General features: G+C 62.5%; 22 protein-coding genes. 15 read left to right on the top strand and 7 right to left on the bottom strand.

Annotated elements, in window-relative coordinates; genetic code table 11:
* Window positions 1-23: 23 nt before the first annotated feature.
* On the bottom strand, window positions 24-1,559 hold the full coding sequence (gene tagH / locus ACOZJV_RS18640; protein WP_421548212.1) for a type VI secretion system-associated FHA domain protein TagH: 1,536 nt from the start codon (window positions 1,557-1,559) through the stop codon (window positions 24-26).
* Window positions 1,560-1,951: 392 nt separating this feature from the next.
* Between tagH and tssA the strand changes: the two genes are divergently transcribed.
* The 12 genes from tssA to ACOZJV_RS18580 all read left to right on the top strand — a co-directional run bounded on the left by tssA (window position 1,952) and on the right by ACOZJV_RS18580 (window position 19,210).
* Window positions 1,952-2,974 carry a type VI secretion system protein TssA gene (gene tssA, locus ACOZJV_RS18635; RefSeq protein ID WP_421548211.1) on the top strand — a complete coding sequence of 341 codons (1,023 nt, stop codon included), beginning with the start codon at window positions 1,952-1,954 and terminating at the stop codon, window positions 2,972-2,974.
* Window positions 2,975-3,055: 81 nt separating this feature from the next.
* Window positions 3,056-3,571 carry a type VI secretion system contractile sheath small subunit gene (gene tssB / locus ACOZJV_RS18630; protein ID WP_078470433.1) on the top strand — a complete coding sequence of 172 codons (516 nt, stop codon included), beginning with the start codon at window positions 3,056-3,058 and terminating at the stop codon, window positions 3,569-3,571.
* Window positions 3,572-3,586: 15 nt separating this feature from the next.
* Entirely contained in the window at window positions 3,587-5,080 is a 1,494-nt protein-coding gene (gene tssC, locus ACOZJV_RS18625; RefSeq protein WP_078470432.1) for a type VI secretion system contractile sheath large subunit, read from the top strand.
* Window positions 5,081-5,204: 124 nt separating this feature from the next.
* Entirely contained in the window at window positions 5,205-5,693 is a 489-nt protein-coding gene (locus ACOZJV_RS18620; RefSeq protein WP_078470431.1) for an Hcp family type VI secretion system effector, read from the top strand.
* A 167-nt stretch (window positions 5,694-5,860) separates the two neighbouring features.
* Complete coding sequence (gene tssE, locus ACOZJV_RS18615; RefSeq protein ID WP_421548210.1) at window positions 5,861-6,376, top strand: type VI secretion system baseplate subunit TssE; 516 nt, start codon at window positions 5,861-5,863, stop codon at window positions 6,374-6,376.
* Window positions 6,373-8,232, top strand: a complete 1,860-nt coding sequence (gene tssF / locus ACOZJV_RS18610; RefSeq protein ID WP_078470429.1) for a type VI secretion system baseplate subunit TssF — start codon at window positions 6,373-6,375, stop codon at window positions 8,230-8,232. Before tssE ends, tssF begins: the two co-directional genes overlap by 4 nt.
* On the top strand, window positions 8,196-9,248 hold the full coding sequence (tssG, locus tag ACOZJV_RS18605) for a type VI secretion system baseplate subunit TssG (RefSeq protein WP_078470428.1): 1,053 nt from the start codon (window positions 8,196-8,198) through the stop codon (window positions 9,246-9,248). Before tssF ends, tssG begins: the two co-directional genes overlap by 37 nt.
* On the top strand, window positions 9,241-11,922 hold the full coding sequence (gene tssH / locus ACOZJV_RS18600; RefSeq protein WP_421548209.1) for a type VI secretion system ATPase TssH: 2,682 nt from the start codon (window positions 9,241-9,243) through the stop codon (window positions 11,920-11,922). Before tssG ends, tssH begins: the two co-directional genes overlap by 8 nt.
* Before the next feature lie 97 nt (window positions 11,923-12,019).
* The gene (locus ACOZJV_RS18595; RefSeq protein ID WP_421548208.1) at window positions 12,020-13,963 is read left to right on the top strand and encodes a type VI secretion system Vgr family protein; all 1,944 of its coding nucleotides are present in this window, start codon (window positions 12,020-12,022) and stop codon (window positions 13,961-13,963) included.
* Between the two features lie 17 nt (window positions 13,964-13,980).
* Complete coding sequence (locus tag ACOZJV_RS18590) at window positions 13,981-14,415, top strand: DcrB-related protein (RefSeq protein ID WP_421548207.1); 435 nt, start codon at window positions 13,981-13,983, stop codon at window positions 14,413-14,415.
* A 14-nt stretch (window positions 14,416-14,429) separates the two neighbouring features.
* On the top strand, window positions 14,430-18,842 hold the full coding sequence (locus ACOZJV_RS18585) for an RHS repeat-associated core domain-containing protein (protein WP_421548206.1): 4,413 nt from the start codon (window positions 14,430-14,432) through the stop codon (window positions 18,840-18,842).
* Window positions 18,836-19,210, top strand: coding sequence for a DUF7716 domain-containing protein (locus tag ACOZJV_RS18580; protein WP_421548205.1), 375 nt, complete (start codon window positions 18,836-18,838; stop codon window positions 19,208-19,210). The genes ACOZJV_RS18585 and ACOZJV_RS18580 overlap by 7 nt, the downstream gene beginning before the upstream one ends.
* An 80-nt stretch (window positions 19,211-19,290) precedes the next feature.
* On the opposite strand, the gene ACOZJV_RS18575 is transcribed toward ACOZJV_RS18580, so the two are convergent.
* From ACOZJV_RS18575 to ACOZJV_RS18555, 5 genes are all read right to left on the bottom strand, one after another.
* Window positions 19,291-19,659 (bottom strand): hypothetical protein, encoded by a 369-nt coding sequence (locus ACOZJV_RS18575; protein WP_078470422.1) that lies wholly within the window; start codon window positions 19,657-19,659, stop codon window positions 19,291-19,293.
* Entirely contained in the window at window positions 19,647-20,072 is a 426-nt protein-coding gene (locus ACOZJV_RS18570; RefSeq protein WP_238596142.1) for a hypothetical protein, read from the bottom strand. The genes ACOZJV_RS18575 and ACOZJV_RS18570 overlap by 13 nt, the downstream gene beginning before the upstream one ends.
* Window positions 20,073-20,352: 280 nt before the next feature.
* Window positions 20,353-20,628: an HU family DNA-binding protein gene (locus tag ACOZJV_RS18565; protein ID WP_003213368.1), complete on the bottom strand. Its 276-nt coding sequence runs from the start codon at window positions 20,626-20,628 to the stop codon at window positions 20,353-20,355.
* 188 nt (window positions 20,629-20,816) lie between these two features.
* Window positions 20,817-21,965, bottom strand: a complete 1,149-nt coding sequence (locus ACOZJV_RS18560) for an NAD(P)/FAD-dependent oxidoreductase (protein ID WP_421548204.1) — start codon at window positions 21,963-21,965, stop codon at window positions 20,817-20,819.
* Window positions 21,966-22,004: 39 nt separating this feature from the next.
* A complete protein-coding gene (locus tag ACOZJV_RS18555; protein ID WP_020298281.1) occupies window positions 22,005-22,172 on the bottom strand; it encodes a rubredoxin in 168 nt (55 codons plus the stop codon).
* Between the two features lie 203 nt (window positions 22,173-22,375).
* Here ACOZJV_RS18555 and ACOZJV_RS18550 point away from each other — a divergent pair, with 203 nt between their 5' ends.
* Both ACOZJV_RS18550 and ubiA read left to right on the top strand, forming a co-directional pair.
* A complete protein-coding gene (locus ACOZJV_RS18550; protein WP_043229853.1) occupies window positions 22,376-22,939 on the top strand; it encodes a chorismate--pyruvate lyase family protein in 564 nt (187 codons plus the stop codon).
* Window positions 22,939-23,829, top strand: coding sequence for a 4-hydroxybenzoate octaprenyltransferase (gene ubiA, locus ACOZJV_RS18545; RefSeq protein ID WP_421548203.1), 891 nt, complete (start codon window positions 22,939-22,941; stop codon window positions 23,827-23,829). Before ACOZJV_RS18550 ends, ubiA begins: the two co-directional genes overlap by 1 nt.
* A 127-nt stretch (window positions 23,830-23,956) precedes the next feature.
* Here the strand turns inward: ubiA and ACOZJV_RS18540 are convergent, their stop codons facing one another.
* Complete coding sequence (locus ACOZJV_RS18540; protein WP_020298278.1) at window positions 23,957-24,337, bottom strand: hypothetical protein; 381 nt, start codon at window positions 24,335-24,337, stop codon at window positions 23,957-23,959.
* Between the two features lie 150 nt (window positions 24,338-24,487).
* Between ACOZJV_RS18540 and phoB the strand changes: the two genes are divergently transcribed.
* Entirely contained in the window at window positions 24,488-25,177 is a 690-nt protein-coding gene (gene phoB, locus ACOZJV_RS18535) for a phosphate regulon transcriptional regulator PhoB (protein ID WP_020298277.1), read from the top strand.
* The last annotated feature ends 52 nt before the right edge of the window (window positions 25,178-25,229 follow it).

Raw genomic sequence — 25,229 nt, 5'->3', positions numbered from 1 at the left:
TGTTTGCTGGGGTTGGGTCGCGCTCAGGAGCGTCGTACCCGACTGGTGTGTTCTTCGTAGGCGCGGCTGAACTCCCGACCGAACAGGTCCTGGAAGTCGTCCTGGGCCTCGCGGGAAATCTGGCTGTAGAGCGCAGTGAACTGCTGCCAGTACTGGGCCTGGCGAGAGCCGCTGAACAGGTTGCTCAAACCGCCGGGCTTGCCCATGCGCGCCTCCAGCTCGGCAGGTTCGAAACGCTGCAACAGGTGCTTGATCGCCGCTTCCACCCCGGCCATCACCGCCAGTTGGTGGGCGCGCAGATCGTCGAAGCTGTCCTGCACCGCCTGGTCCGGAGCCATGAACGCCTGCTTGCTGTGGCGCAGCATCAGCAACATGGCTTCATCGACATTCGGCGCGAATTTGAGCGGGTTGTTTTCCACCGGGCGGATCATGGTCTGCTGCATGCGGAACTCGCCCTTGAGGCTGCTGCGGGCCCGCAACACATCGATCAGGCCCTCGACCATCAGCCGGTAGCTGCGGCCGATGCTTTCCATCTGCGCCTCGGCCTGCTCCTTGTCGATACGCAGCTGGTCCAGGCCGGCACCGCGCAGAAAAGCCTGCAGCAGATCGGCCTGGGGGCTGGCGGCAACGGCGGCGGGCACCGGCTCGGGCACGGTTGCCGGCGCGGCGGCCGGCACGCTGACGGGCGGCTCGGGTTGCACCACCGGCGCCACGGCGACTGCCACGGCCACCGGAACCACCTGCAACTGGGGCTGAGGCGGCGCCGCCGGCGGTTGGGCGGGCGCCTGGATCTGCGGCTGCGGTTGCGGTTGCGGCGCCAGGCTGGTCGGCAGTGGCGCGATCGGTTCCAGGGGCGGCCATTGCATGGGGGGTTCGCTGCGCGGCAGCGGGGTGTCGGCAAACAGGTCCCAGTCTTCCGGGATCACCGAAGCCGCCACCGCTGGTGCGGGCGGGGCTTCAACCACAGGCGCCGGAATGCTGGTGGGGCTTGGCGGGCGGAAATCATGCTGCTCGGCCGGCACATGGTCGGGCTGGGTGGCAGGCGGCGTGGCCGTGGGGCTCAGGAAGTCGAACAGGTCGGGCATGGTGTCCAGCGCCGACCCACCCTGGAAGTGCGCCACCGGCGCGCTCGGAATAATCGGCGCGGCACTGGGCAGCGGCTGTTGCCGCCCCATCAGGGCTTCAAAACTGTTGGATGAATCCACCGCGAACGGCTGGGCCTGGGCGCTGTTCAGGTTGAAGTCGATACGGGCACTGATTTCGTAATCGCCGATGCGAATGACCTCGCCATCCTGCAAGGGCTCGCTATTGCCACGGCGCAGACGAATACCGGCGTTGAGCAACTCCACGCCGTTAGTGCTGTTATCGGTTAAATAATAACGACCGTCCTTGTATTGAATAGAGCAATGTCGCGCCGAAACTAAACGCTCAGGATCGGGAAGTACCCAGTCATTATCAGAGGCACGGCCAATTGATATCACGCCACGATCCATTACTTTCTCGGGGCATTGACCTGGGGTGATCTTGTGATAACTAGTGATAGTCAAACACAGCGACATCTCGCCTCCTTGCTGGGTGTTTCGCCTGCGAACCGGGTACGGGGAAAAAGTTCCGTAAAAAACCGGCAAACTTTGAAAAAATCCTTTCAATGCCGGTTTTACCAGCACGTTCACTTAATTTGCCCGCCCCAGGTGACAGAACGCCGCTCACCGCCCCTCACACTGACCCAATAGTCAGGTCAGGATATTGGAGACTTATCACTGTCATGCGGGGCGAATAGCTTACCTTGACAAGCCACAAGTACTACACCAAAAATGCACAACTTCTTGAATACGGATGATGGCTTACTAATATCAGTGAGTCTATATAAGCAAGAATGTGCTGCAGTTCACAAAGAACTTCCGCGCTAATTGCCTGACTGTCCCGCAGGCTGATATGGAGATCGAAACAGGTGGATGTGCCAATGCTGCTCGCCGCAATTTCCGAGACTTCGCCTTGTGGCGAAGACCTGGAATATGACGCGGACTTTTTGCACCTGGAGCGGGCCGCACAAGGCCAGCCCGAGCGCAGCATGGGTGATTCGATCCTGCCTGCCGAAGCGCCCGATTGGCGCGGCGTCCAGCAGCAGAGCCTGGACCTGCTCGCGCGCAGCAAAGACCTGCGCATCGCCCAACTGCTCCTGCAAAGCAGCCTGGCCCTTGAAGGCCTGCCGGGCCTGGCCACGTCCCTGACCCTGATCAGCGAACTGCTCCTGCAGTACTGGCCGCACCTGCACCCGCGCCTGGATGCAGACGACAACAACGACCCCACAGTACGCATCAACGCCCTGGCTGGCCTGACCTCGGACGCCACCGTGCGCCTGCTGCGCGAAAGCATCCTGACCCGCTCCCGCGCCTTTGGCCCGGTCAGCCTGCGGGCGGCGTTCAACGCCAGCGGCTTGCAGAGTTTCTCCGGCGAGACCCTGGGCGCCGATCACCTGGCCGGGGCCATGCGCGACAGCGACCCCGAGCAGCTGGAGCAGGTGCGCGCGGCCTTGAACCAGGCCCGCAGCGCCGCCGAAGCCATCGAACAACAGGTCAACGAGCAGGTCGGTTCGGCCAGTGGCGTCGATCTTTCGGCCCTCAAGCAGCCGCTGAAAATGGCCCTGCAAGTGCTCGGCCAGCACGCGCCGCAAGGCGTCGAGAGTGCGCCTGTGGCCAGCGCCGATGAGCCGGTGGCCGACGCCCCCGGGCAACCGCTGGCCGTGGCCGCCGTGCCCCGGGTGTCAGGCGAGATCGGCAACCGCGACGACGTGCTGCGCAGCCTCGACCGGCTCCTGGCCTACTACAGCCGCCATGAGCCTTCGAGCCCGCTGCCCGTGCTGTTGAACCGGGCCAAGAACCTGGTGCACGCCGACTTCGAGTCGATCGTGCGCAACCTGATTCCCGATGGCATGTCCCAATTTGAAAACCTGCGCGGCCCCGAAAGCGACTAACCACGCCCGGAGCAAGCAGTCCCGTTAACGGCAACCACCGATGACGCCAACACCGTCGCAGTAGCGACCAGGAGCAGCAACGTGGCGAAGCAAAGTTCTCAGAAGTTCATCGCGCGCAACCGTGCGCCCCGCGTGCAGATCGAGTACGACGTCGAACTCTACGGCGCCGAGAAAAAGGTCCAGCTGCCCTTTGTCATGGGTGTGATGGCCGATCTCGCGGGCAAGCCGGCCGAGCCCCTGGCGGCGGTTGAGGATCGCAAGTTCCTGGAGGTCGACGTCGACAACTTCGACTCGCGCCTCAAGGCCATGCAGCCGCGCGTCGCGTTCCATGTACCCAACGAACTGACCGGCGAAGGCAACCTGAGCCTGGATATCACCTTCGAAAGCATGGACGACTTCAGCCCGGCCGCCGTGGCGCGCAAGGTCGACTCGCTGAACCAACTGCTCGAAGCCCGTACCCAGCTGGCCAACCTGCTGACCTACATGGACGGCAAGACCGGTGCCGAAGAAATCATCATGAAAGCCATCAAGGATCCGGCGTTGCTCCAGGCCCTGGCCAGCGCGCCAAAGCCTGCGGACTCCGAGCCGAACGCTTAATCAGGACTTACGATCATGACCGAATCGATGCGTGACAATCAGTCCCAGCCCGCCGGGACCGAGCAGGCCAGCGAATTTGCCTCGCTGCTGCTGCAAGAATTCAAACCCAAGACCGAGCGTGCCCGCGAAGCCGTCGAAACCGCCGTCCGCACCCTGGCCGAACAGGCCCTGGCGCAGACTGACCTGGTGTCCAACGATGCGATCAAGTCGATCGAATCGATCATTGCCGCCATCGACGCCAAGCTCACCGCCCAGGTCAACCAGGTGATCCACCACCCGGACTTCCAGAAACTGGAAAGCGCCTGGCGTGGCCTGCACTACCTGGTGAACAACACCGAAAGCGACGAGCAGCTGAAAATTCGCGTGCTCAACATCTCCAAGCCGGAGCTGCACAAGACCCTGAAGAAATTCAAGGGCACGGCCTGGGACCAGAGCCCGATCTTCAAGAAGATGTACGAAGAGGAATACGGCCAGTTCGGCGGCGAGCCGTACGGCTGCCTGGTGGGCGACTACTACTTCGACCAGTCGCCACCGGATGTCGAGCTGCTGGGCGAGCTGTCGAAAGTCTGCGCCGCCATGCACTCCCCGTTCATCGCCGCGGCCTCGCCGACCGTGATGGGCATGGGCTCGTGGCAGGAACTGTCGAACCCGCGCGACCTGACCAAGATCTTCACCACCCCGGAATACGCCGGCTGGCGTTCGCTGCGTGAATCGGAAGATTCGCGCTACATCGGCCTGACCATGCCGCGCTTCCTGGCGCGCCTGCCGTACGGCGCCAAGACCGACCCGGTGGAAGCCTTCGCCTTCGAAGAAAACACCGACGGCGCCGACAGCTCCAAGTACACCTGGGCCAACGCCGCCTACGCCATGGCGGTGAACATCAACCGTTCGTTCAAACACTTCGGCTGGTGCTCGCGGATTCGCGGCGTGGAGTCGGGTGGCGAGGTTGAAAACCTGCCGGCGCACACCTTCCCGACTGATGACGGTGGCGTGGACATGAAATGTCCGACCGAGATCGCGATCTCCGACCGCCGCGAAGCGGAACTGGCGAAGAACGGTTTCATGCCGCTGCTGCACAAGAAAAACACCGACTTCGCGGCCTTTATCGGCGCCCAGTCGTTGCAGAAACCGGCCGAATACGACGACCCGGATGCCACGGCCAACGCCAACCTCGCGGCGCGCCTGCCGTACCTGTTCGCCACCTGCCGTTTCGCTCATTACCTGAAGTGCATCGTGCGCGACAAGATCGGCTCCTTCAAAGAGAAGGACGAGATGCAGCGCTGGTTGCAGGACTGGATCCTGAACTACGTCGACGGTGATCCGGCGCACTCCACCGAAACCACCAAGGCCCAGCACCCGCTGGCGGCTGCCGAGGTGATTGTCGAGGAAGTGGAAGGCAACCCGGGCTACTACAACTCCAAGTTCTACCTGCGCCCGCATTACCAGCTCGAAGGGCTGACCGTGTCGTTGCGCCTGGTCTCGAAGTTGCCGTCCGCCAAGGGCGCGTAAACCGCAATAACCTGTCGCCGCTGCCCAGGTACGACGCAGCGGCGGCAGCTCGGATCGAACGACGCAGTCTTCTGGCTACAGAAGCAGAACCAACATCGTGGCAAGTGCCACATAGGGAGAAAACATGGCTGTTGATATTTTCATCAAGATCGGTGACATCAAGGGCGAGTCCATGGACAAGGCCCACAAGGACGAGATCGACGTCCTGAACTGGAGCTGGGGCATGTCGCAGTCCGGCAATATGCACGTTGGTGGTGGCGGTGGCGCAGGCAAGGTCAACATCCAGGACCTGTCGCTGACCAAGTACGTCGACAAGGCATCGCCGAACCTGATGATGCTCTGCTCCAGCGGCAAGCACATCGACAAAGTGCGCCTGACCGTGCGCAAGGCCGGCGGCGAAAGCCAGGTCGAGTACATGATCATCGACCTCGAAGAAGTCCTGGTCACCTCGCTGAGCACCGGCGGTTCGGGCAGCGATGATCGCCTGACCGAAAACATCACCCTGAACTTCGCCCAGGTGATGGTCGAGTATCAGCCGCAGAAAGCCGACGGCAGCAAAGATGGCGGCGCCATCAAGTACGGCTGGAACATCCGCTCGAACACCAAGCGCTGATTCCGTCTGCAGCGCTGCCACCGGTTGCCTTCGCAGCCTGTGGCAGCGGCTGCAGGGTTCGCTTCGAACCTGATTCCATGCCCCTCTCCCGCTCCGGTGCCTGAACCCATGGCTATGCCTGTCTCCATCACGTCATGCCCTCGCAACCCGACCGTGGAGCTGCCTCTGTGGTAAGCGAAATCGCCGCGCGCGACCGCCTGCAACCGTCCTTGCTCGATCGCCTGAGCGACGATGAACCGGGCAACCTCAAGGAAAGCGCCGACAAGCGCGTGCTGTCCCTGACCCAATTGAAGAATTCCGTGCTGCGCGACCTGACCTGGTTGCTCAACACCACCTCCCTGCTCGACGCCGACGCCACGCTGCACAGCCCGGCCGGCACCTCGGTGATCAACTACGGCCTGCCGGCGCTGGCCGGGCACAGTGCGTCGAGCATTGATATCGCGGCCCTGGAAAGCCTGATCCACCAGGCCATCGCCACCTTCGAGCCACGCATCCTGCGCAACACCTTGCGCGTGCGGGCGCGAACCGCCCCTGGCGAGATGAACCACAACGCCCTGAGCTTCGAAATCGAAGGCGACCTGTGGGCCCAGCCGGTGCCCCTGCGTCTGCTGCTGCAGACCGACCTGGACCTGGAGTCCGGGAATGTGCGAGTGGTCCAGGCCGACCAGCGGAGGCGCCCATGAACCCGCGCCTGCTGGAGCTGTACAACCAGGAACTGCACCACGTGCGCGAGAGCGCCGCGGAGTTCGCCAAGGAATACCCGAAGATCGCCAGCCGCCTGACCCTGTCGGGCATGGACTGCGCCGATCCGTATGTGGAGCGCCTGCTCGAAGGCTTTGCCTACCTGACTGCGCGGGTGCAGTTGAAGCTCGACGCCGAGTACCCGACCTTCACCCACAACCTGCTGGAAATCGCCTACCCGCACTACCTGGCGCCGACCCCGTCGATGACCGTGGTGCAGATGCAGGCCGACCCGGACGAAGGCTCCCTGAGCGGCGGCTTCACCCTGGAGCGCGACACCACTCTGCGCGCCGCCCTGGGCCGCGACACTCAGACCTGCTGCGAGTACCGCACCGCCCACGCGGTGACGTTGTGGCCGTTGCAGGTCGCCAGTGCCGAGTACTTCGGCAACCCCTCGGCGGTGCTCGGGCGCCTGGCCGCCAGCGAGCCCAAGGCCAAGGCCGGGTTGCGCCTGACCTTGCGCACCGGTGCCGAGCTGCCGTTCAACAGCCTGGCCCTGGACAGCCTGCCGCTGTACCTCAACGGCAATGACGAACAACCGTTCCGCCTCTACGAGCAACTGCTGGGCAATGCCTGCGCGGTGTTTGCCCGCCAGCCGGGGGGCAACTGGGTCGAGCGCCTGCCGGCCGGGGCCTTGCGCTCCCGTGGTTTCGATGACTGCGACGCGGCCCTGCCCGTGGTGCCCCGCGCCTTCCAGGGTTATCGCCTGTTGCAGGAATACTTCGCCCTGCCCAACCGCTTTCTGTTCGTCGAGTTCGCCGAACTGGGTCGCGCCGTGCAGCGTTGCAGCGGCCAGGAGCTGGAGCTGATCGTGCTCTTCGAGCGCCATGACCCCAGCCTGGAAAGCAGCGTCGGCGCGGCGCAGTTCGTGCCCTTCTGCACTCCGGCGATCAACCTGTTCCCCAAGCGCGTGGACCGCATCCACCTTTCGGACCGGGTCAACGAACACCACGTGATCGCCGACCGCACCCGGCCGATGGATTTCGAGATCCACTCCCTGAGCGCCATCAGCGGCCACGGCACCGGCCCGGAACAACCCTTCCTGCCGTTCTATGCGGTGCGCGACCCGTCGCGCTACGGCCGCGACCAGGCCTACTACACCTTGCGCCGCGAACCGCGGGTGCTATCCAGCGACCAGCGGCGCAACGGCCCGCGCTCGACCTACATCGGCAGCGAAAGCTTCGTCAGCCTGGTGGACAGCCAGCAGGCGCCCTACCGCCACGACCTGCGGCAACTGGGCGTCAGCGCCCTGTGCACCAACCGCGACCTGCCGCTGTTCATGAACGTGGGCAACAGCAAGACCGACTTCACCCTGGCCGACAGTGCCCCGGTGCAAGCCGTGCGCTGCCTGGCGGGGCCCAGCCGGCCGCGCCCCAGCCACGCCCATGACGGCAAGGCCTGGCGCCTGATCAGCCAGCTGTCGCTGAACTACCTGTCGTTGAGCGAACAGGGCCAGGGCGCCGCCGCCCTGCGCGAACTGCTGCGCCTGTACGGCGACAGCAATGACGCCGCCCTGCAATTGCAGATCGAAGGTCTGCGTGAAGTCAGCAGCAAGGCCGTGACCCGGCGCCTGCCGATGCCCGGGCCGATCGTGTTTGGCCGGGGCCTGGAGATCACCCTCGAATTCGATGAAAACGCGTTCCGTGGCACCGGGGTGTTTCTCCTCGGCGCGGTATTCGAGCGCTTCCTGGCACGTTACGTGTCGATCAACAGTTTTACCGAGACGGTGCTACGTACCACCGAACGCGGCGAGATCATGCGATGGAAAGCCAAGCCCGGACGCCGTCCGACTCTTTGAATACGCTGACGGCGATGCACGCCGAGCCCTGGGAATATGATTTCTTCCAGGCGCTGCGGCGTATCGAGTGTCTGTCGCCGCAGTTGCCGCGCTTCGGCCATTCCCTGCGCCTGGCGGACGACCCGCTGCGCCTTGGCCAGCAGGCCGACTGCAGCTTCGCCCCGTCCACCCTGGCGTCGGTAGAACCTGGCGGCGACGGCGCCCCGGCGCGCCTGGAGCAGTTCTTCTTCGGCCTCGGCGGCCCCAACGGCCCGTTGCCGCTGCACATCACCGAATACGTGCGCGAGCGCCAGCGCAACAACGCCGACAGCACCAGCAAGCGCTTTCTGGATGTGTTCCACCACCGCCTGCTGAGCCTGTTCTACCGGGCCTGGGCCGAGGCCCGGCCAACCGTCAGCCACGACCGTCCGGACGACGATTACTGGTCGGCGCGCCTGGCCGCCCTCAGCGGGCGCGGCATGCCGAGCCTGCTCAAGCAGGGGCTGATCCCGGACACCGCCAAGCTGCACTACAGCGGCCACCTCGCGGCCCAGACCCGTTACCCCGACGGCCTGCGGGCGATCATCGGCGAGTATTTCGGGCTGCCGGTGCAGATCGAGGAATACGTCGGCCAGTGGCTGGAGCTGCCCGAGCGCAGCCGGGTCGGGGTCAGCGCGAATCAGCTGGGGGTGGATTTCTGCCTGGGCAGCCACGTCTGGGATCGCCAGCACAAATTCCGCATCCGCCTCGGGCCGCTGTCCCTGGACGCCTACATGGGCATGCTCCCCGACGGCCAGCAATTCAAGGAACTGGTGGCCTGGGTCGCCGAGTACCTGGGGCACGAACTGGACTGGGACCTGAACCTGGTCCTGGAGCAGGCGCAGGTGCCCGCGCTGCAACTCAACGGTCGCTTCCGCCTGGGTTTCAACACCTGGCTCGGCCAACCCGGCAAAGACGCCGATGACTTAATTCTGGCCCGGCACTACGCCGAACTGGCCACTACCTCACGCACATCAAGGAGCACAGAGCATGGGTGAAATCAGTCGCGCAGCGCTGTTCGGCAAACTCAACAGCGTCGCCTACAAAGCCATCGAAGCCGCCACCGTCTTCTGCAAACTGCGGGGCAACCCCTATGTGGAGCTGGCCCACTGGTTTCACCAATTGCTGCAATTGCAGGACTCGGACCTGCACCGCATCGTCCGTCAGTTCAACCTGGAGCCGGCGCGCCTGGCCCGCGACCTGACTGAAGCCCTGGACCGCCTGCCGCGCGGCTCGACCTCGATCACCGACCTCTCGTCCCACGTCGAAGAAGCGGTCGAGCGCGGCTGGGTCTACGGCAGCCTGATGTTCGGCGAAAGCCAGGTGCGCACCGGCTATCTGGTGATCGGCATCCTCAAGACCCCAAGCCTGCGCAACGCGCTGCTGGGGCTGTCCAAAGAGTTCGACAAGATCAAGGTCGAAGCCCTGAGCGAGCGCTTTGACGAATACATCGGCGATTCGCCGGAAAACGCCCTCAGCGCCAGCGACGGCTTCAATGCCGGCGCCGTGCCCGGCGAAGCCAGCGGCGCCATGGCCCCCAGTGCCCTGGGCAAGCAGGAAGCGCTCAAGCGCTTTACCGTCGACCTCACCGAGCAGGCCCGCAGCGGCAAACTGGACCCGATCGTCGGCCGTGATGAAGAGATCCGCCAATTGGTGGACATCCTCATGCGCCGGCGGCAGAACAACCCGATCCTCACCGGTGAAGCCGGTGTCGGCAAAACCGCCGTGGTCGAAGGCTTTGCCCTGCGCATCGTCGCCGGCGATGTGCCGCCGGCACTCAAGGACGTCGAACTGCGCAGCCTGGACGTCGGCCTGCTGCAAGCCGGCGCCAGCATGAAGGGCGAATTCGAACAGCGCCTGCGCCAGGTCATCGAAGACGTCCAGGCCTCGCCCAAGCCGATCATTCTGTTTATCGACGAAGCCCACACCCTGGTCGGTGCCGGTGGCGCCGCCGGCACCGGTGACGCGGCCAACCTGCTCAAGCCGGCCCTGGCCCGTGGCACCCTGCGCACCGTGGCCGCCACGACCTGGGCCGAGTACAAGAAACACATCGAGAAAGACCCGGCCCTGACCCGCCGCTTCCAAGTGGTGCAAGTGGCCGAGCCGTCGGAAGACAAGGCGCTGCTGATGATGCGTGGCGTGGCCTCGACCATGGAGCAGCACCACCAGGTGCAGATCCTCGACGAAGCCCTGGAGGCCTCGGTCAAACTCTCGCACCGCTACATTCCGGCGCGCCAGTTGCCCGACAAATCCGTGAGCCTGCTGGACACCGCCTGCGCCCGCGTCGCCATCAGCCTGCACGCGGTGCCGGCCGAGGTGGACGACAGCCGCCGCCGGATCGAAGCCCTGGAAACCGAGTTGCAGATCATCGCCCGCGAACACGCGATCGGGGTCAACATCGGCACCCGGCAAAGCAACAGCGAGGGCCTGCTGAGCGCCGAACGCGAGCGCCTGGCCGAGCTGGAAAGCCGCTGGGCCGAAGAGAAAACCCTGGTCGACGAATTGCTGGCGACCCGCGCCACCCTGCGTGAACGCGCCGGCGTGGTGGACAGCGATGACGGCAGCGAAGACAGCCACGCCCTGCGTGAAAAACTGGTCGACCTGCAACAGCGCCTCAGCGCCTTGCAAGGTGAAACCCCGCTGATCCTGCCAACCGTGGACTACCAGGCCGTGGCCTCGGTGGTGGCCGACTGGACCGGGATCCCGGTCGGGCGCATGGCGCGCAACGAACTGGAGACGGTGCTCAACCTCGACCAGCACCTGAAGAAACGCATCATCGGCCAGGACCATGCCCTGCAGATGATCGCCAAGCGCATCCAGACCTCCCGCGCCGGCCTCGACAACCCGAGCAAGCCGATTGGCGTGTTCATGCTGGCCGGCACCTCCGGCGTGGGCAAGACCGAAACCGCCCTGGCCCTGGCCGAAGCCATGTACGGCGGCGAGCAGAACGTCATCACCATCAACATGAGCGAGTTCCAGGAAGCCCATACCGTGTCCACCCTCAAGGGTGCCCCGCCGGGCTATGTGGGCTATGGCGAAGGCGGCGTGCTGACCGAAGCGGTACGGCGCAAACCCTACAGCGTGGTGCTGCTGGACGAGGTGGAAAAAGCCCACCCGGACGTGCACGAGATCTTCTTCCAGGTATTCGACAAGGGCGTGATGGAGGACGGTGAAGGCCGGGTGATCGACTTCAAGAACACCCTGATCCTGCTCACCACCAACGCCGGCACCGAGCTGATCGCGCAAGTCTGCAAGGACCCGCAGAACGTCCCCGAGCCCGAGGAAATCGCCAAGGCCCTGCGCCAGCCGCTGCTGGAAATCTTCCCCCCGGCCCTGCTCGGGCGCCTGGTGACCATTCCGTACTACCCGCTCAGCGACGACATGCTCAAGGCCATCACCCGCCTGCAACTGGGGCGGATCAAGAAGCGCGTGGAGAACACCCACAAAGTCGCCTTCGACTTCGACGACGAAGTGGTCGACCTGATCGTCTCGCGCTGCAGCGAGACCGAAAGCGGCGGACGGATGATCGACACCATCCTCACCAACAGCCTGCTGCCGGACATGAGCCGCGAGTTCCTGACGCGCATGCTCGAAGGCAAGCCAATGGCCGGGGTGCGCATCAGCCAGCGCAACAACGAATTGCACTACGCGTTCAGTGACGTTGGGGTTTGAGCGCAAGGGGATGTTGCTACGGACTGTAGCCGCCGCCGAACGGGGCCCGAGCCTCGCGGTAGCGGCTACAGATCAATTGCCTCTAACGAGATAAACCATGTTATTCACGCAATCCACACGGCTGGCACAGATCAGCAGCCCCTTGGGGCCGGATGTTCTGCTGCTGAAAAACATGGGCGGCGGCGAGGAGCTGGGGCGCCTGTTCGACTACGAGCTGCAACTGACCTCGAACGACGCCGCCATCGACCTCAACCAGCTCCTGGGCAAGCCCATGAGCCTGAGCCTGCAACTGAGCGACGGTGGCGAGCGGCACTTCCACGGCATCGTTTCCCGGTGCAGCCAGAATGTCGACCTGGGCCAGTTCGCCAGCTACCAGGTGACCCTGCGCCCCTGGCTGTGGCTGTTGAGCCGCACCTCCGACTGCCGGATTTTCCAGAACCTGAGCATCCCGCAGATCATCAAGCAGGTGTTTCGCGACCTGGGTTTCTCCGACTTCGAAGACGCCCTCAGCCAGCCTTATCGCGAGTGGGAATACTGCGTCCAGTACCGGGAAAACAGCTTCGACTTCGTCAGCCGGCTGATGGAACAGGAAGGCATCTACTACTTCTTCCGCCATGAAAAAGACCGCCACGTGCTGGTCCTGGCTGATGCCTACGGCGCTCACAGCACCGTGCCCGGCTATGACTCGGTGCCCTACTACCCGCGCGACGAACAGCAGCGCGAGCGCGACCACATCTTCGACTGGCACCTGGCGCAGGAAGTCCAGCCCGGCTCCCTGGAGCTCAACGACTACGACTTCCAGCGCCCCAGCGCGCGGATCGACGTGCGCTCGGCCATGCCGCGCCCGCACACCGCCGGCGACTACCCGCTGTACGACTACCCCGGGACCTACGTCCAGAGCCAGGACGGCGAACACTACGCGCGCACCCGCATCGAGGCCCTGCAAAGCCTGCACGAACGGGTCGAACTCAGCGGCAACGCCCGCGGCCTCGGCGCCGGCCACCTGTTCAGCCTCAGCGGCTTCAGTCGCCAGGACCAGAACCGCGAATACCTGATCGTCGGCGCGCGCTACTACATCGTCCAGGAAAGCTTGGAGTCGGGCGGCGGTGGCGGCGGCGCGCAGTTCGAAAGCGGCCTGACCTGCATCGACGCCCAGCAAAGCTTCCGACCCCTGGCCGACACCCACCGGCCCGTCGTCAAAGGCCCGCAGACCGCCATCGTGGTCGGCCCCAGCGGCGAGGAAATCTGGACCGACCAGTTCGGCCGGGTCAAGGTGCACTTCTACTGGGACCGCCACGACCAGTCCAACGAAAACAGCTCCTGCTGGATCCGCGTCTCCCAGGCCTGGGCCGGCAAGAACTGGGGCTCGATGCAGATCCCGCGGATCGGCCAGGAAGTCATCGTCAGCTTCCTCGAAGGCGACCCCGACCGCCCGATCATCACCGGCCGCGTGTACAACGCCGAGCAGAGCGTGCCCTACGACCTGCCCGCCAACGCCACCCAGAGCGGCATGAAAAGCCGCTCGAGCAAAGGCGGCTCCCCGGCCAACTTCAACGAAATCCGCATGGAAGACAAAAAGGGCCTGGAGCAGCTGTACATCCACGCCGAGCGCAACCAGGACATCGTGGTCGAGGTCGATGAAAGCCATTCGGTGGGGCATGACCGGAACAAGAGCATTGGACATAACGAGACGGTAACCATCGGCTCCAATCGTCTGCGGGTGGTACGAGAAAACGACACCCTGCTGGTGGGCGGCGCCAAATCCGACAGTGCCGCCACCCGGTACACCATCGAGGCCGGCGAGAGCATACGCCTGGTCTGTGGCGACAGCGTGCTTGAGCTCAAGGCCGGTGGTGACGTGAACCTGACCTGCGGCTCGTTCAATCTCTTTTCCTCCGGCAGCAGCAAGATTCAGACAAAAGGCAAGCTCGATATCAACCTGGGCAGTGACAAAGGCACCTCGCCTGGCGCCCAAGGTGTGCAAGACAGCATCAAGTCCGCCGTCGAGTCCAGATTTCCGGGCAAAACCAACGCCGATTAATAACGGAATTTCCAGTTATGAATTACCTGATCAATGAAGCCCAGTTCACCTTGCCCGATGAGGGTTTGCAGGACGCCTCGATCAACATCCTCAAGTTCGCCAGCCTGGGTACCTCACTGATCATCAGTCGCAGCCCACTGGCAGATGGCGAAACCTTGCAAAGCAACTTCGACGGACAACTGAAAAAGCTCGAACAACAAGTCAAGGATCTGCGCTACTCGCCGGCCCAGGCCGTCAAAGTTGGGACCGCCCAGGACATTGATGCCATCGAAGTACAAAATCGCTTTAGCAAGGGTAATGAGCATATCTACCAGTACCAACTGGCCTTGCTGATTCCTGGCACCCGGAGAATGATGGCCTTGAGTTATGTCAAGACTCAGCCGCTGGGCGCAGCTGAGGCCGTACACTGGGCACTCATCAAGAACACCCTCACCCTTCACGTCACGCCTTGAGTCGAGCCTGATCCATGAGTGACGATCTCTGGGCTGCTCGCGAAGGCGATGCGTTGCTTCACACCTCGGTCATGGCCGATATCCTCGGCGGCGTGCTTGAGGTGGCAGCCTATGCCGCGATTACCTATGTCGGCTGCATTGCCGCGACCGCCCTGATAGCGGTTGCCACCGGCATAACCATCGGCACTGCTGGCGTCGGCTGCGTGGCACTGGGCCTCGCAGTCGGTGCCATCGTGGGTATCACAGCAGGGCTCACGGGAGCCGACGTCAAGATATCCAGTTGGTGCGAAAGCGCTGCCAACTGGGTCTTTCCGCCGGTGATCGATGCCTTTATCACCAGCGGTTCGGAAAACGTCTTCATCAACGACAAGCCTGCAGCACGCGCCGCGGGGAAGATGATGGCCGTGCCTGTGCCGCCCAGCGAACCACCTGCTGCCAGCTTTTTGGATATGGCACAGAACTTCTTCTCGCAAATGTGGCGCCCCACAGTCGCCACACCCGCGCCTGGAACCGAGCCCTGCCTGCTGGATACGGTGGCCTGCAACAAACACCCCCCTATGCCCGAACAGTTCCTCGCAGAAGGCTCAAGCTCGGTCTTTATCAACGGCCAACCGGCTGCCCGCAGCGGCGACCGCAGCACCTGTGATGCCAAGATTGGCAGCGCTGAAGGCCTAATCTCCCCCGATGTGCGCATCGGCGGCGAGACTATCGTGGTCCGCGAAATCCGCAGCGGAAAAACCCCCGGAGTGGGCCTGGCAATTACCGCGCTGCTGATGCTGCGAGGCAATATGCGTGGGTTTTGGAGCAAGTTGCCGTGTTTGGTCGTCAGCACGATGGTCGGCGCGGCGACGGCCTGGGGAACCAGCAAAGTTGTATCGGCCTACAAGGAAGGCAGCAATGGTTCACCCAACCCGGTGCATAGCGCCACCGGCGCCAAGATTCTCGGCGGAGAGGAAGAGCTGGACTTTGTCGTACCTGGGTTATTGCTGATTGAATGGCAGCGCTTTTACAGCAGCCTCGACACTCGCCGCGATGGTTTGCTGGGCGCGGGCTGGAGCCTGCCGTACGAGGTCAGTGTCGACATTAACCTAGACCAGGAACTGCTTTACACCGACGAACAGGGCCGACAGCTGCATATCGGTTATGTCCCGCTGGCGGGTGGGGCCTTCAGCCCCGGCGAAGGATTGGCAGTACGTCGCAGCGCCGAAGGCGCCGTGCTGATCGAAAGTGCCGACGGAGTCTACCGCCTGTTTGCACCCCACCCTTTGAATGCCTCGCGACTGCGCCTGGTACAACTGGGCAACCGCAACGATGGACGCATCTACCTCGACTATGACGACCTTGGGCGCCTAGCACGCTTGCGCGATACCCATGACCTGATGCATCTGGAACTGGCCTACGACACCATCCATCCGAACCGAGTTGCCAGCGTCGAGCGCCGCTACCTGAACCCGCGACATTTTGCCGGGCGCTGCGATGTGCTAGTCAGCTACAGCTACGACACTAACGGTGACTTGAGTAGCGTCACCGATACCCAAGGCCAGACTCAACGGCGCTTCTGCTATGACGAAGGCCGGCGAATGATCGAACACCAGTTACCCTCGGGACTGCGCTGCTTTTACCAATGGTCAGCCCTGCAAGGGCCCGATGGCGAAGAGTGGCGAGTCACCCGGCACTGGACAGATACGGGAGAGCAATACGCTTTCGAGTACGACCTAGCGGCCGGGGTCACCCAGATCACTGATGGTCTGCAACGGGTCAGCCGCCGTGAGTGGAACGCTCAGTACCAGATCACGCGCTACACCAACAATCTGGGGCAGAGCTGGCAATTCGAATGGAACGATCAGCGCCAATTGCTCGGCGCCACCGATCCGCTCGGTGGACTGTGGCGCCTCAGCTACGACGAGTCCGGCAATCTAAGCAAGACCGTCGACCCCCTGGGTCATATGAGCAGCACTCTGTGGTTGGAGCATTGGTCACTACCAATCATGGAAACCGATCCGAACGGCAATAGCTGGCATTATCGCTACGATAGCCGGGGCAATCGCATAGAAAGCATCGACCCCCTAGGTCATCGCACACGCTACAGCTATAGCGATTTCGGACAGCCCGTCAAAATAGTCGATCCATTGGATAAGAGCCGCACTCTGAGGTGGAACGAATGGAATCTGCTGACCGAAGAGGTGGACTGTTCCGGCTACTCGACGCGTTACGAATACGACGCCTTTGGCAACCTGCAAAAAATGATCAACGCCGAAGGCGAGCCACTGATCTATCTACACGACCCTCAAGGTCGGCTGTTGCAGTACCAGCTACCGGATGGAAGGACTGAACAACTGCAGCGCAACGCCTCGGGACAGGTCACGGCCTTTACCGACAGTTCGGGCAACACCGTCAATTACATACGCGACCTGCGTGGCCTGGTTCGCCAGCGTAGCGATGCCTACAACCGTAGCGTGAACTTTACCTATGACACCTATGGACGTATTCACCAACTGACCAACGAGAACGGCGAAAGCTACAGCTTCAGCTGGGATGCGGGCGATCGACTGATAGTCCAGCAGAGCCTTGACCAGAGCGCGACACGCTACAGCTACGATGCCATGGACAACATCATCGCCATCGAGGACTTACCCAGTGCGCAAGGTGCACCCGTAAAGCCCATCAAACTCCTGATGGATAACGATGCCTTGGGTCGAATGCTGCGCAAGACCACCGAGGACGGCGAGACCCAATATTGCTATGACGCCAACGGCCAGCTCACGGCAATCAGTTTCTTCGGCGTTGATGGTGAACAACAGCACCTGAAATTCGACTATGACGCCTTCGGTCGTGTGCAGGAGGAGCAAAGCGCAGCAGGCTCTCTGCGCCATCATTACGATGAGTTGGGCAACCTTTTGCAGAGCCGGTTGCCCGATGGTCGCTGGCTGAACCAGTTGTACTACGGCAGCGGGCACCTGCATCAAATCAATCTTGATGGCCAGGTGATCAGCGATTTCGAGCGTGATCGACTGCACCGGGAGTTGCAGCGGACTCAGGGCCGTTTGGCAACCCGTACCGACTACGACCGCTGCGGGCATATTCGCTCACGGCAACGCCGCATGCTTGAACAGAGCTGGCAGCTACCGGCCTTGGCGGAGAAACAGTACTGGTTCGACGCCACCGACAATCTCACCCAGCGCCGGCGTATCAACGAGCAACAAGACCAACTGCAACAGCTGGGTTATGACGCCAGTGGCAGACTCATGACCTGCCAGGACACCCAGCACAGCGAAACCTATGCTTACGACGCCGCCGCCAACCTGCTCGACTCCACCCAGAGAGGCGGGCTGGTGCGCCATAACCGTCTGCTGACGTATCAAGACAAGCGATATCGCTACGACGGATTCGGCCGCATGGTGGAAAAACGCAGCGGTAGCCGGCGGGTTCAATACTTCAGCTATGACGCCGAGCATCGGCTGGTGGAGGTCCGTAACGACGACGGTATCAGCCAGACCCAGGTACGCATGTCCTACGACCCGATAGGGCGTCGTATTGCCAAGACCGAATATGACAGCCACGGGCAGGTACTGGGCCAGACTCGCTTCACCTGGGACGGGCTCCGCCTACTTCAGGAGCAACGGCACAGTCAGTGCAGCCTCTACATTTATGTCGAGGATGGCTATGAGCTCCTGGCACGTGTCGATGGCCGGGACGAACAGCAGGTCGTGCGCTACTACCATAACGACCTGAACGGGTTGCCCGAACAACTCACCGAAGCCGACGGCTCCTTAGCCTGGCAGGCGCAGTACCTCGCGTGGGGCCAGAGCCGAAAGGAGTTGCGCGAGCCCTACTTCATCGAGGAACAGAACTTAAGGTTCCAGGGCCAGTATCTGGATCGCGAAACCGGCCTGCACTACAACACCTTTCGCTTCTACGACCCTGATATCGGGCGTTATACCACCCCCGACCCAATCGGCCTGGCGGGAGGGCTGAACCTTTACAGCTATGGGCCGAACCCTGTCGGCTGGCTCGACCCACTTGGCTGGGCAACCCGCCCGAACAACGGGAAATACAAGATATTTTTCGACCACAGCATCAGCCCAGACAATCGCTACGCCAGTGACGCGGTCCAGTTCAGGCAAGCCAACAAGGAGTTCATCAAGCAACTCAACTCCGACCCATCCTTTAAAAAAACCATGCACGCGCGGTATCCAGGTTTGGGCGATTGGATTAAAAACGGAGATATGGGGAGCAGCCCATCAAAAATGCTGACCTGGCACCACCATGAAAAAGTCAATCGCCTGGTGTTGGTGGACTACAGAGACCACCGAAAAAATCACGGTCTTTATCATCCGACTGGCAAAGGTGGTCGAGATATATGGGGCGGTGGCCCTGCGGGTAGACACGGACAACTCAACGGCAAGACAGGAGCAAAAAGATGCTGATCAATAACCTGAACACCGAACAGAGCATGACAGTCGAACAACTGGTCGAAAGTCTGCTGAACAAGATCAAGGCCGAACACGGCAGCGATCAATGCGACGAACGTTTTTGCGTTTACGCGCGCAAGTTCGTATCGCAGTTGAGCCCCGAGCTGGAAGTATTCATTGATCGCTACCCTTCTGAAGGCAGCAAAGGTGAAGATCTCTATCCCGATTTTGTGCTGAACAATAAATTACAACTGATCTACTACGGCGAACACTTTGTGAGCGTTCTGGAACTGGCGGTGGAACAGCGCCCGCAAATAGACACGAAAGATGCGATCAAAGGCTTGAACTATTACAACGAGAACGATGACTTCCTCGATTTCTGAGAGAAAGGTAGAGAGCAAAGCACTGTCTGTCGCTCAAGCAACGAGGCCGCTTGGGATCAATGCCATGCCTGCTCGGCCGCCTAGCTCTGAATGCACGCCGCGTAGCGGGTGGCCCATTGCTTGTCGAACGTGAGGGCCTCGGGCTCTTCGGGGTCGATGGTGATGTTCCACAGCTTCTGCTGTTCCACCTCGTATTTGACCCAGCCGATGATGCCGCTGCCGGACGTGTCGTAGAACAGCTGGAGCGACAGTTCGTCGCCCTTGTCGGTGTCGATCAGCAGCTTGAGTTTGTCCGGGGTGGTGAAGTCGCGGTAGGGGTAGTTGCTGCTCCTGACCATTTCGGTGAGGTAGCCGTAGCAGCTGGCGACGCCTGTTGCCTCATCGGCCAGGGCCGGCATCGCCCCCAGGCTGCCCAGCAGGGCGAGGATGGCCAGATTCAGGTTCCGCATGATTGCCCCTTGAGCTTGAGAGTTTCGACTTGTCCGGCGATTTCGATGCGGGCCTCGACCTGGCGGTCGTGGGACTCCTGGTACTCGCTGAAGTTGTTGCGCTTGAGGATGTTCAGGGTCACACGCATGTCTGCCGAGGCGTTCTGGTACTCGACCCGGTTGTTGCTCTGGGCGCCACTGGTCAACTCCACCAGTTGGCCGCCGGTCTTGAGGTAGAGGAAGTGTTCGTCGATCTCTACCAGCAGCCGTGGGGCCTTGGGCGCAACGCTGTAGTCGGGGCGTGCCAGCGAATAACCGCACAGCCAGATCCCCGGGCTGTCGTACTTCTGGCTGTTGAACCACTTCAGGGCTTCGCGATAGCCCACTTGCGTCAGCGCCGACCCTGGCTCGGCCACGGCGAAGGCCGAGTTCATGCTCAACCCGAGGACGCACCCGCACACCATCCGCCAGGCACGGCCCATGGCAGCTGAGGGTACTTGTGGGGGGATCGGGAGCGGGAAAGGTGTCGAGCGGGTCATCCTTGGCCTTTGTTCGCAAGTAAAGCAGTGCGCATGCTAGCCATGCCCAAAGCCATGCGCAAGACGCTTTCAGTGACGCCATCGGCAAATACGCAGGCATAAAAAAATGAGCACCCGTACGGTTCGGCGTGCTCATTTTTTGTACTGCTCTCCCCCGCTTCGGGGCGTGCAGTGCTTAAGGGTTGACGCTGTCCTTGAGGGACTTGCCTGGCTTGAAGGCAACGGTGTTGCTGGCCTTGATTTTTACCGGCTCGCCGGTTTGCGGGTTCTTGCCGGTACGGGCGCCACGGTGGCGCTGCAGGAAGGTGCCAAAACCAACCAGGGTCACGCTGTCTTTGCGATGCAGGGCACCGGTGATTTCTTCGAGAACGGCGTTGAGTACGCGGTTGGCCTGCTCTTTGGTCAGATCCGCTTTTTCAGCGATGGCGGCGGCGAGTTCTGGTTTACGCATAGTGAAGCCTCTTTGACGGTTTTTTGTTGTTATGTCCGTGCTGTTCTTCCGGAACAGCGCCCAAGGCGCCGCAGGCTCTACTCTGCGGCAGACGGGTGTGAGGATGGCACGCACTTGAGAGTGGCGCCAGTCTCCCCACGACCTTTGTAGGGGCAAAATCGGGGTTATTCCGACAGAACGACCGCTATTTATGCCAGCAACGGCGGAAGCTCTTTGTTCAGGGCCAGTTTCTCCATCACCGCGGCGCCGGTCAGGGCGTAGCCCAGCAGCTGGCCGCTGGCATCGCGGCACAGCACCTTGATGTCGGCGCCCTGCCCTTCAGCGCTCCACACCCCTTCGCGGCCGCGAGGTGGCGGCGAGACCACCAGCGGGCAGACCGGGGTTTTCACGGTGATCGGCATCGGCCCGTAGCCGACGGTCGTCGGGTTGCCGGCCAGGGTCTGGGCCAGGGCGCGGGCGCAGCTCATCAGCGGCATCACGTACAGCAGGTTGAGGCCATCGACCTCGGCGCAGTCGCCCAGGGCGTAGATATTGGCGTGGGAGGTTTTCAGCTGCCGATCGACGGCAATGCCGCGGCCGACCACCAACCCGGCAGCCGCAGCCAGATCGGTGCGCGGACGCAGGCCGATGGCCGAGACCACCAGGTCGCAGGCGATCACCTGGCCGTCGGAGAGGTGCGCTTGCAGGCCGTCCTCGCTGCGCTGCAGGCGGTTGAGCACCGGCCCCAGGTGGAAGCGAGCGCCCAGGCTTTCAAGCCCGGCCTGCACCGCTGCAGCGGCGGCCGGGTGCAACAGGGTCGGCATCACTTGCTCGCACGGCGCCACCAACTCGACTTCATAGCCGCCGAGGATCAGATCATTGGCGAATTCACAGCCGATCAGCCCGGCCCCCAGCAACAGCACCCGGCGCTTGCCGGCGGCGGCAGCCCGGAAGCGTGCGTAGTCTTCCAGGTCGTTGATCGGGAAGATCAGCTCGGACGCGTCGCCCTCCACCGGCACGCGCACGGTTTGCGCGCCGCAGGCCAGGATCAGGTCGCGATACGCCACCGCTTCCTCACCGATCCACAGGCGCTTGTGGCCCGGGTCGATGCCGCTGATGCGGGTATGGGTGCGCACCTCGGCCTTGAGCTGCTCGGCCATGGCGCCCGGCTCGGCCATGCTCAGGCCGTCGGCGTCCTTGTTTTTGCCGAAGCCGGTGGACAGCATCGGCTTGGAGTAGGAGCGACCGTCATCCGCCGTAATCAGCAACAGCGGTGTTTCGCCGTCGAGTTTGCGAAACTCCCGGGCCAGGTTGTAACCCGCAAGCCCGGTGCCAACGATCACGACAGGTGCGCTCATCCCTTTCTCCTTGTTATGCAATTGATCAAAAAATCGCCATTAACCGATTTCGATCATCTCGAAATCCATTTTGCCCACGCCACAGTCCGGGCACAGCCAGTCCTGCGGCACATCTTCCCAGCGGGTACCGGGCAAGATACCGTCGTCGGGCCAGCCATCGGCTTCGTTATAGATCAGGCCGCAGACCACACATTGCCACTTTTTCATGTACGCATTTCCTCAGGTTCTCAGGCGTTGCCGGCGCGGCGGTCGATGGATCGACTCTGATTGCCGTCCGGCTCAGGGCGTTTTGTACTGATCGCTCAGCGCAGATGCAAGCATGTTCGCAGCGCCAAGCCACCCCGATCAATCAAAGTTCGCGGACGACATGTTAAGCTCGGCGCCTCATTTGCTGCCAATAATGACTCACTGTGCCGCACTCTAATCCCCCCGTTCCGACCCCGGCCTGGCTGCCACACAGCCAGTTGTCGCCCCTCCCCGATGCGCAGATTGTCGATTGGCTGTTCGATCAAGGGTCGCTGACCCGGCGCCTGACCCGGCTGTCGGACAACGGCTTCAGCGTGACCCCGCTGGTGGAAGGCTGGCAGCCCCTGCGCGCCGACGAGTGTGCAGCCCTGGACCTGCCCGCAGACAGCCAGGGCTGGGTGCGCGAGGTGTACCTGCGCGGCCATGGCGAGGCCTGGGTATTCGCCCGCAGCGTTGCCGCACGCACGGCCCTGGAGAATGGCGGGCTGAATATTGACGAACTGGGCAGCCGTTCCCTGGGTGAATTGCTGTTCTGCGACCAGGCATTCCAGCGCCGCGCCATTGAGGTCTGCCATTACCCGCGCCAATGGCTGCCCGCCGAGGTCCAGGCCGACGCGCTCTGGGGCCGCCGCTCGCGCTTCGACCGCGGCACGCTGAGTGTGCTGGTAGCGGAAATCTTTTTGCCGACCCTGTGGGACGCGGTACGCGCCCACCCGGAGAACTGCTGATGTACCAGAGCCTGCTCAAATCCCTGAATCGCCTCAACCCGCGGGCCTGGGACTTTATTCAACTGACCCGTATGGACAAGCCGATCGGCATCTACCTGCTGCTCTGGCCCACCCTCTGGGCCCTGTGGATTGCCGGCAAGGGCGCGCCATCCCTGGCCAATATCGTGATTTTCGTACTCGGTGTGACCCTGACCCGGGCGGGTGGCTGCGTGATCAATGACTGGGCCGACCGCAAGGTCGACGGCCACGTCAAACGCACCGAGCAACGGCCGCTGGTGAGCGGCAAGATCAGCTCCAAAGAGGCCTTGGTGTTCTTCGCGGTGCTGATGTTTATCAGCTTCCTGCTGGTGCTGTGCACCAACGCCACCACCATCTGGCTGTCCCTGGGCGGATTGGCGCTGGCGGCCAGCTACCCGTTCATGAAGCGTTACACCTACTACCCGCAGGTGGTGCTGGGCGCGGCGTTTTCCTGGGGCATTCCCATGGCCTTCACCGCCGAGACTGGCGAGCTGCCGGCCAGCGCCTGGCTGCTGTATATCGCCAACCTGCTATGGACCGTGGGCTACGACACTTATTACGCCATGACCGACCGCGACGACGACCTGCGGATCGGGGTGAAATCCACCGCCATCCTGTTTGGCGAAGCGGACCGGGTGATCATCCTCAGCCTGCAGGGCCTGGCCCTGGGCTGCCTGCTGCTGGCGGGCGCGCGGTTCGATCTGGGGGGCTGGTTCCACCTCGGGCTGCTGGTGGCGGCCGGGTGCTTTGTCTGGGAGTTCTGGTACACCCGCGACAAGGACCGGTTGAAATGCTTCCGGGCCTTCCTGCATAACCATTGGGCGGGGTTGGCGATTTTCCTGGGGATCGTTGCCGATTACGGCTTGCGCTGACACGAGCGGGACTACACCTGGAAGAATGCGGTGCCGCTGATGGCCAGCGCAGCGTGCCGCAGCGGCTACACCTGTAGCCGCTGCCGAGCCCGCGAGGCTGCGCGGGCCGGCATGGGCACAGAGGGGGTTAGGGTTTGGCCACCTTCCAGGCGCCGTCCATTTTGCCTTCGCCGGTCATGTCGCCGGCCTTTTTGTCCATGACAAAGGTGTACAGCGGCTTGCCATCGTAGGCCCACTGCATGGTGCCGTCATCGCGCTTGACCGTGGTCCACTTGCCCATGGCCTTGTCGCTGCCTTCGGCCATCAACGGCGGCCAATTGCCGGCGCATTTGTCGTTGCACATGGACTTGCCACCCGCGTCCTTGGCAAAGGTGTAGAGGGTCATGCCTTTGTGGTCGACCATCATCCCGTCTTTGCTCATGGCGGGGTCGGCGGCGAAAGCCAGTGTCGGCAGCGCCAGGGCAGCAGCGACCAGCAGGGCCTTCCAGGATTGCGTCAGTTGAGTCATGGAAACCTTCTCTTGTGGTTGTCAGGATTCGGACTCAAAGCTTAGTTCATGAATGCGCGGGCCGCCGTCGGCCTAAAATACTGTCACACGACTGCAATAATTCCGTTATCTAATGCGGCGCAAGACAGTTAAATGACAAGAGGTTCAAGCATGGTTGGCAGAAGCATTCTGATCGTTGACGACGAAGCGCCTATTCGCGAAATGATCGCCGTTGCGTTGGAAATGGCCGGCTATGACTGCCTGGAGGCTGAAAACTCCCAGCAGGCCCACGCCATTATCGTCGACCGCAAGCCCGACCTGATCCTGCTCGACTGGATGCTGCCCGGCACTTCGGGCATCGAACTGGCGCGGCGCCTCAAGCGCGACGAGCTGACCGGGGATATCCCGATCATCATGCTCACCGCCAAGGGCGAAGAGGACAACAAGATCCAGGGCCTGGAAGTCGGCGCCGACGACTACATCACCAAGCCGTTTTCACCTCGCGAGCTGGTGGCGCGCCTCAAGGCCGTGCTGCGCCGCGCGGGCCCGACCGATGGTGAAGCGCCGATTGAAGTCGGCGGCCTGCGGCTCGACCCGATCAGCCACCGCGTGACCATCGACGGCACCCCCGCCGAAATGGGCCCGACCGAATACCGCCTGCTGCAATTTTTCATGACCCACCAGGAACGCGCCTATACCCGTGGCCAGCTGCTGGACCAGGTCTGGGGTGGCAATGTCTATGTTGAAGAACGCACCGTCGACGTGCACATTCGACGCCTGCGCAAAGCGCTGGGTGAAGCCTACGAGAACCTGGTACAAACCGTGCGCGGCACCGGCTATCGCTTTTCAACCAAGGCATGACATCAGCGCCAAGCTATGAGCTGCAAGCGGCAAGTTGACCGCTTCTGAACTT

Source organism: Pseudomonas sp. QD4 (assembly GCF_049199125.1).
Lineage (GTDB): Bacteria > Pseudomonadota > Gammaproteobacteria > Pseudomonadales > Pseudomonadaceae > Aquipseudomonas.
Note: the sequence above shows the minus strand (reverse complement) of the source record. Positions and strands in the feature narration are given on the sequence as shown.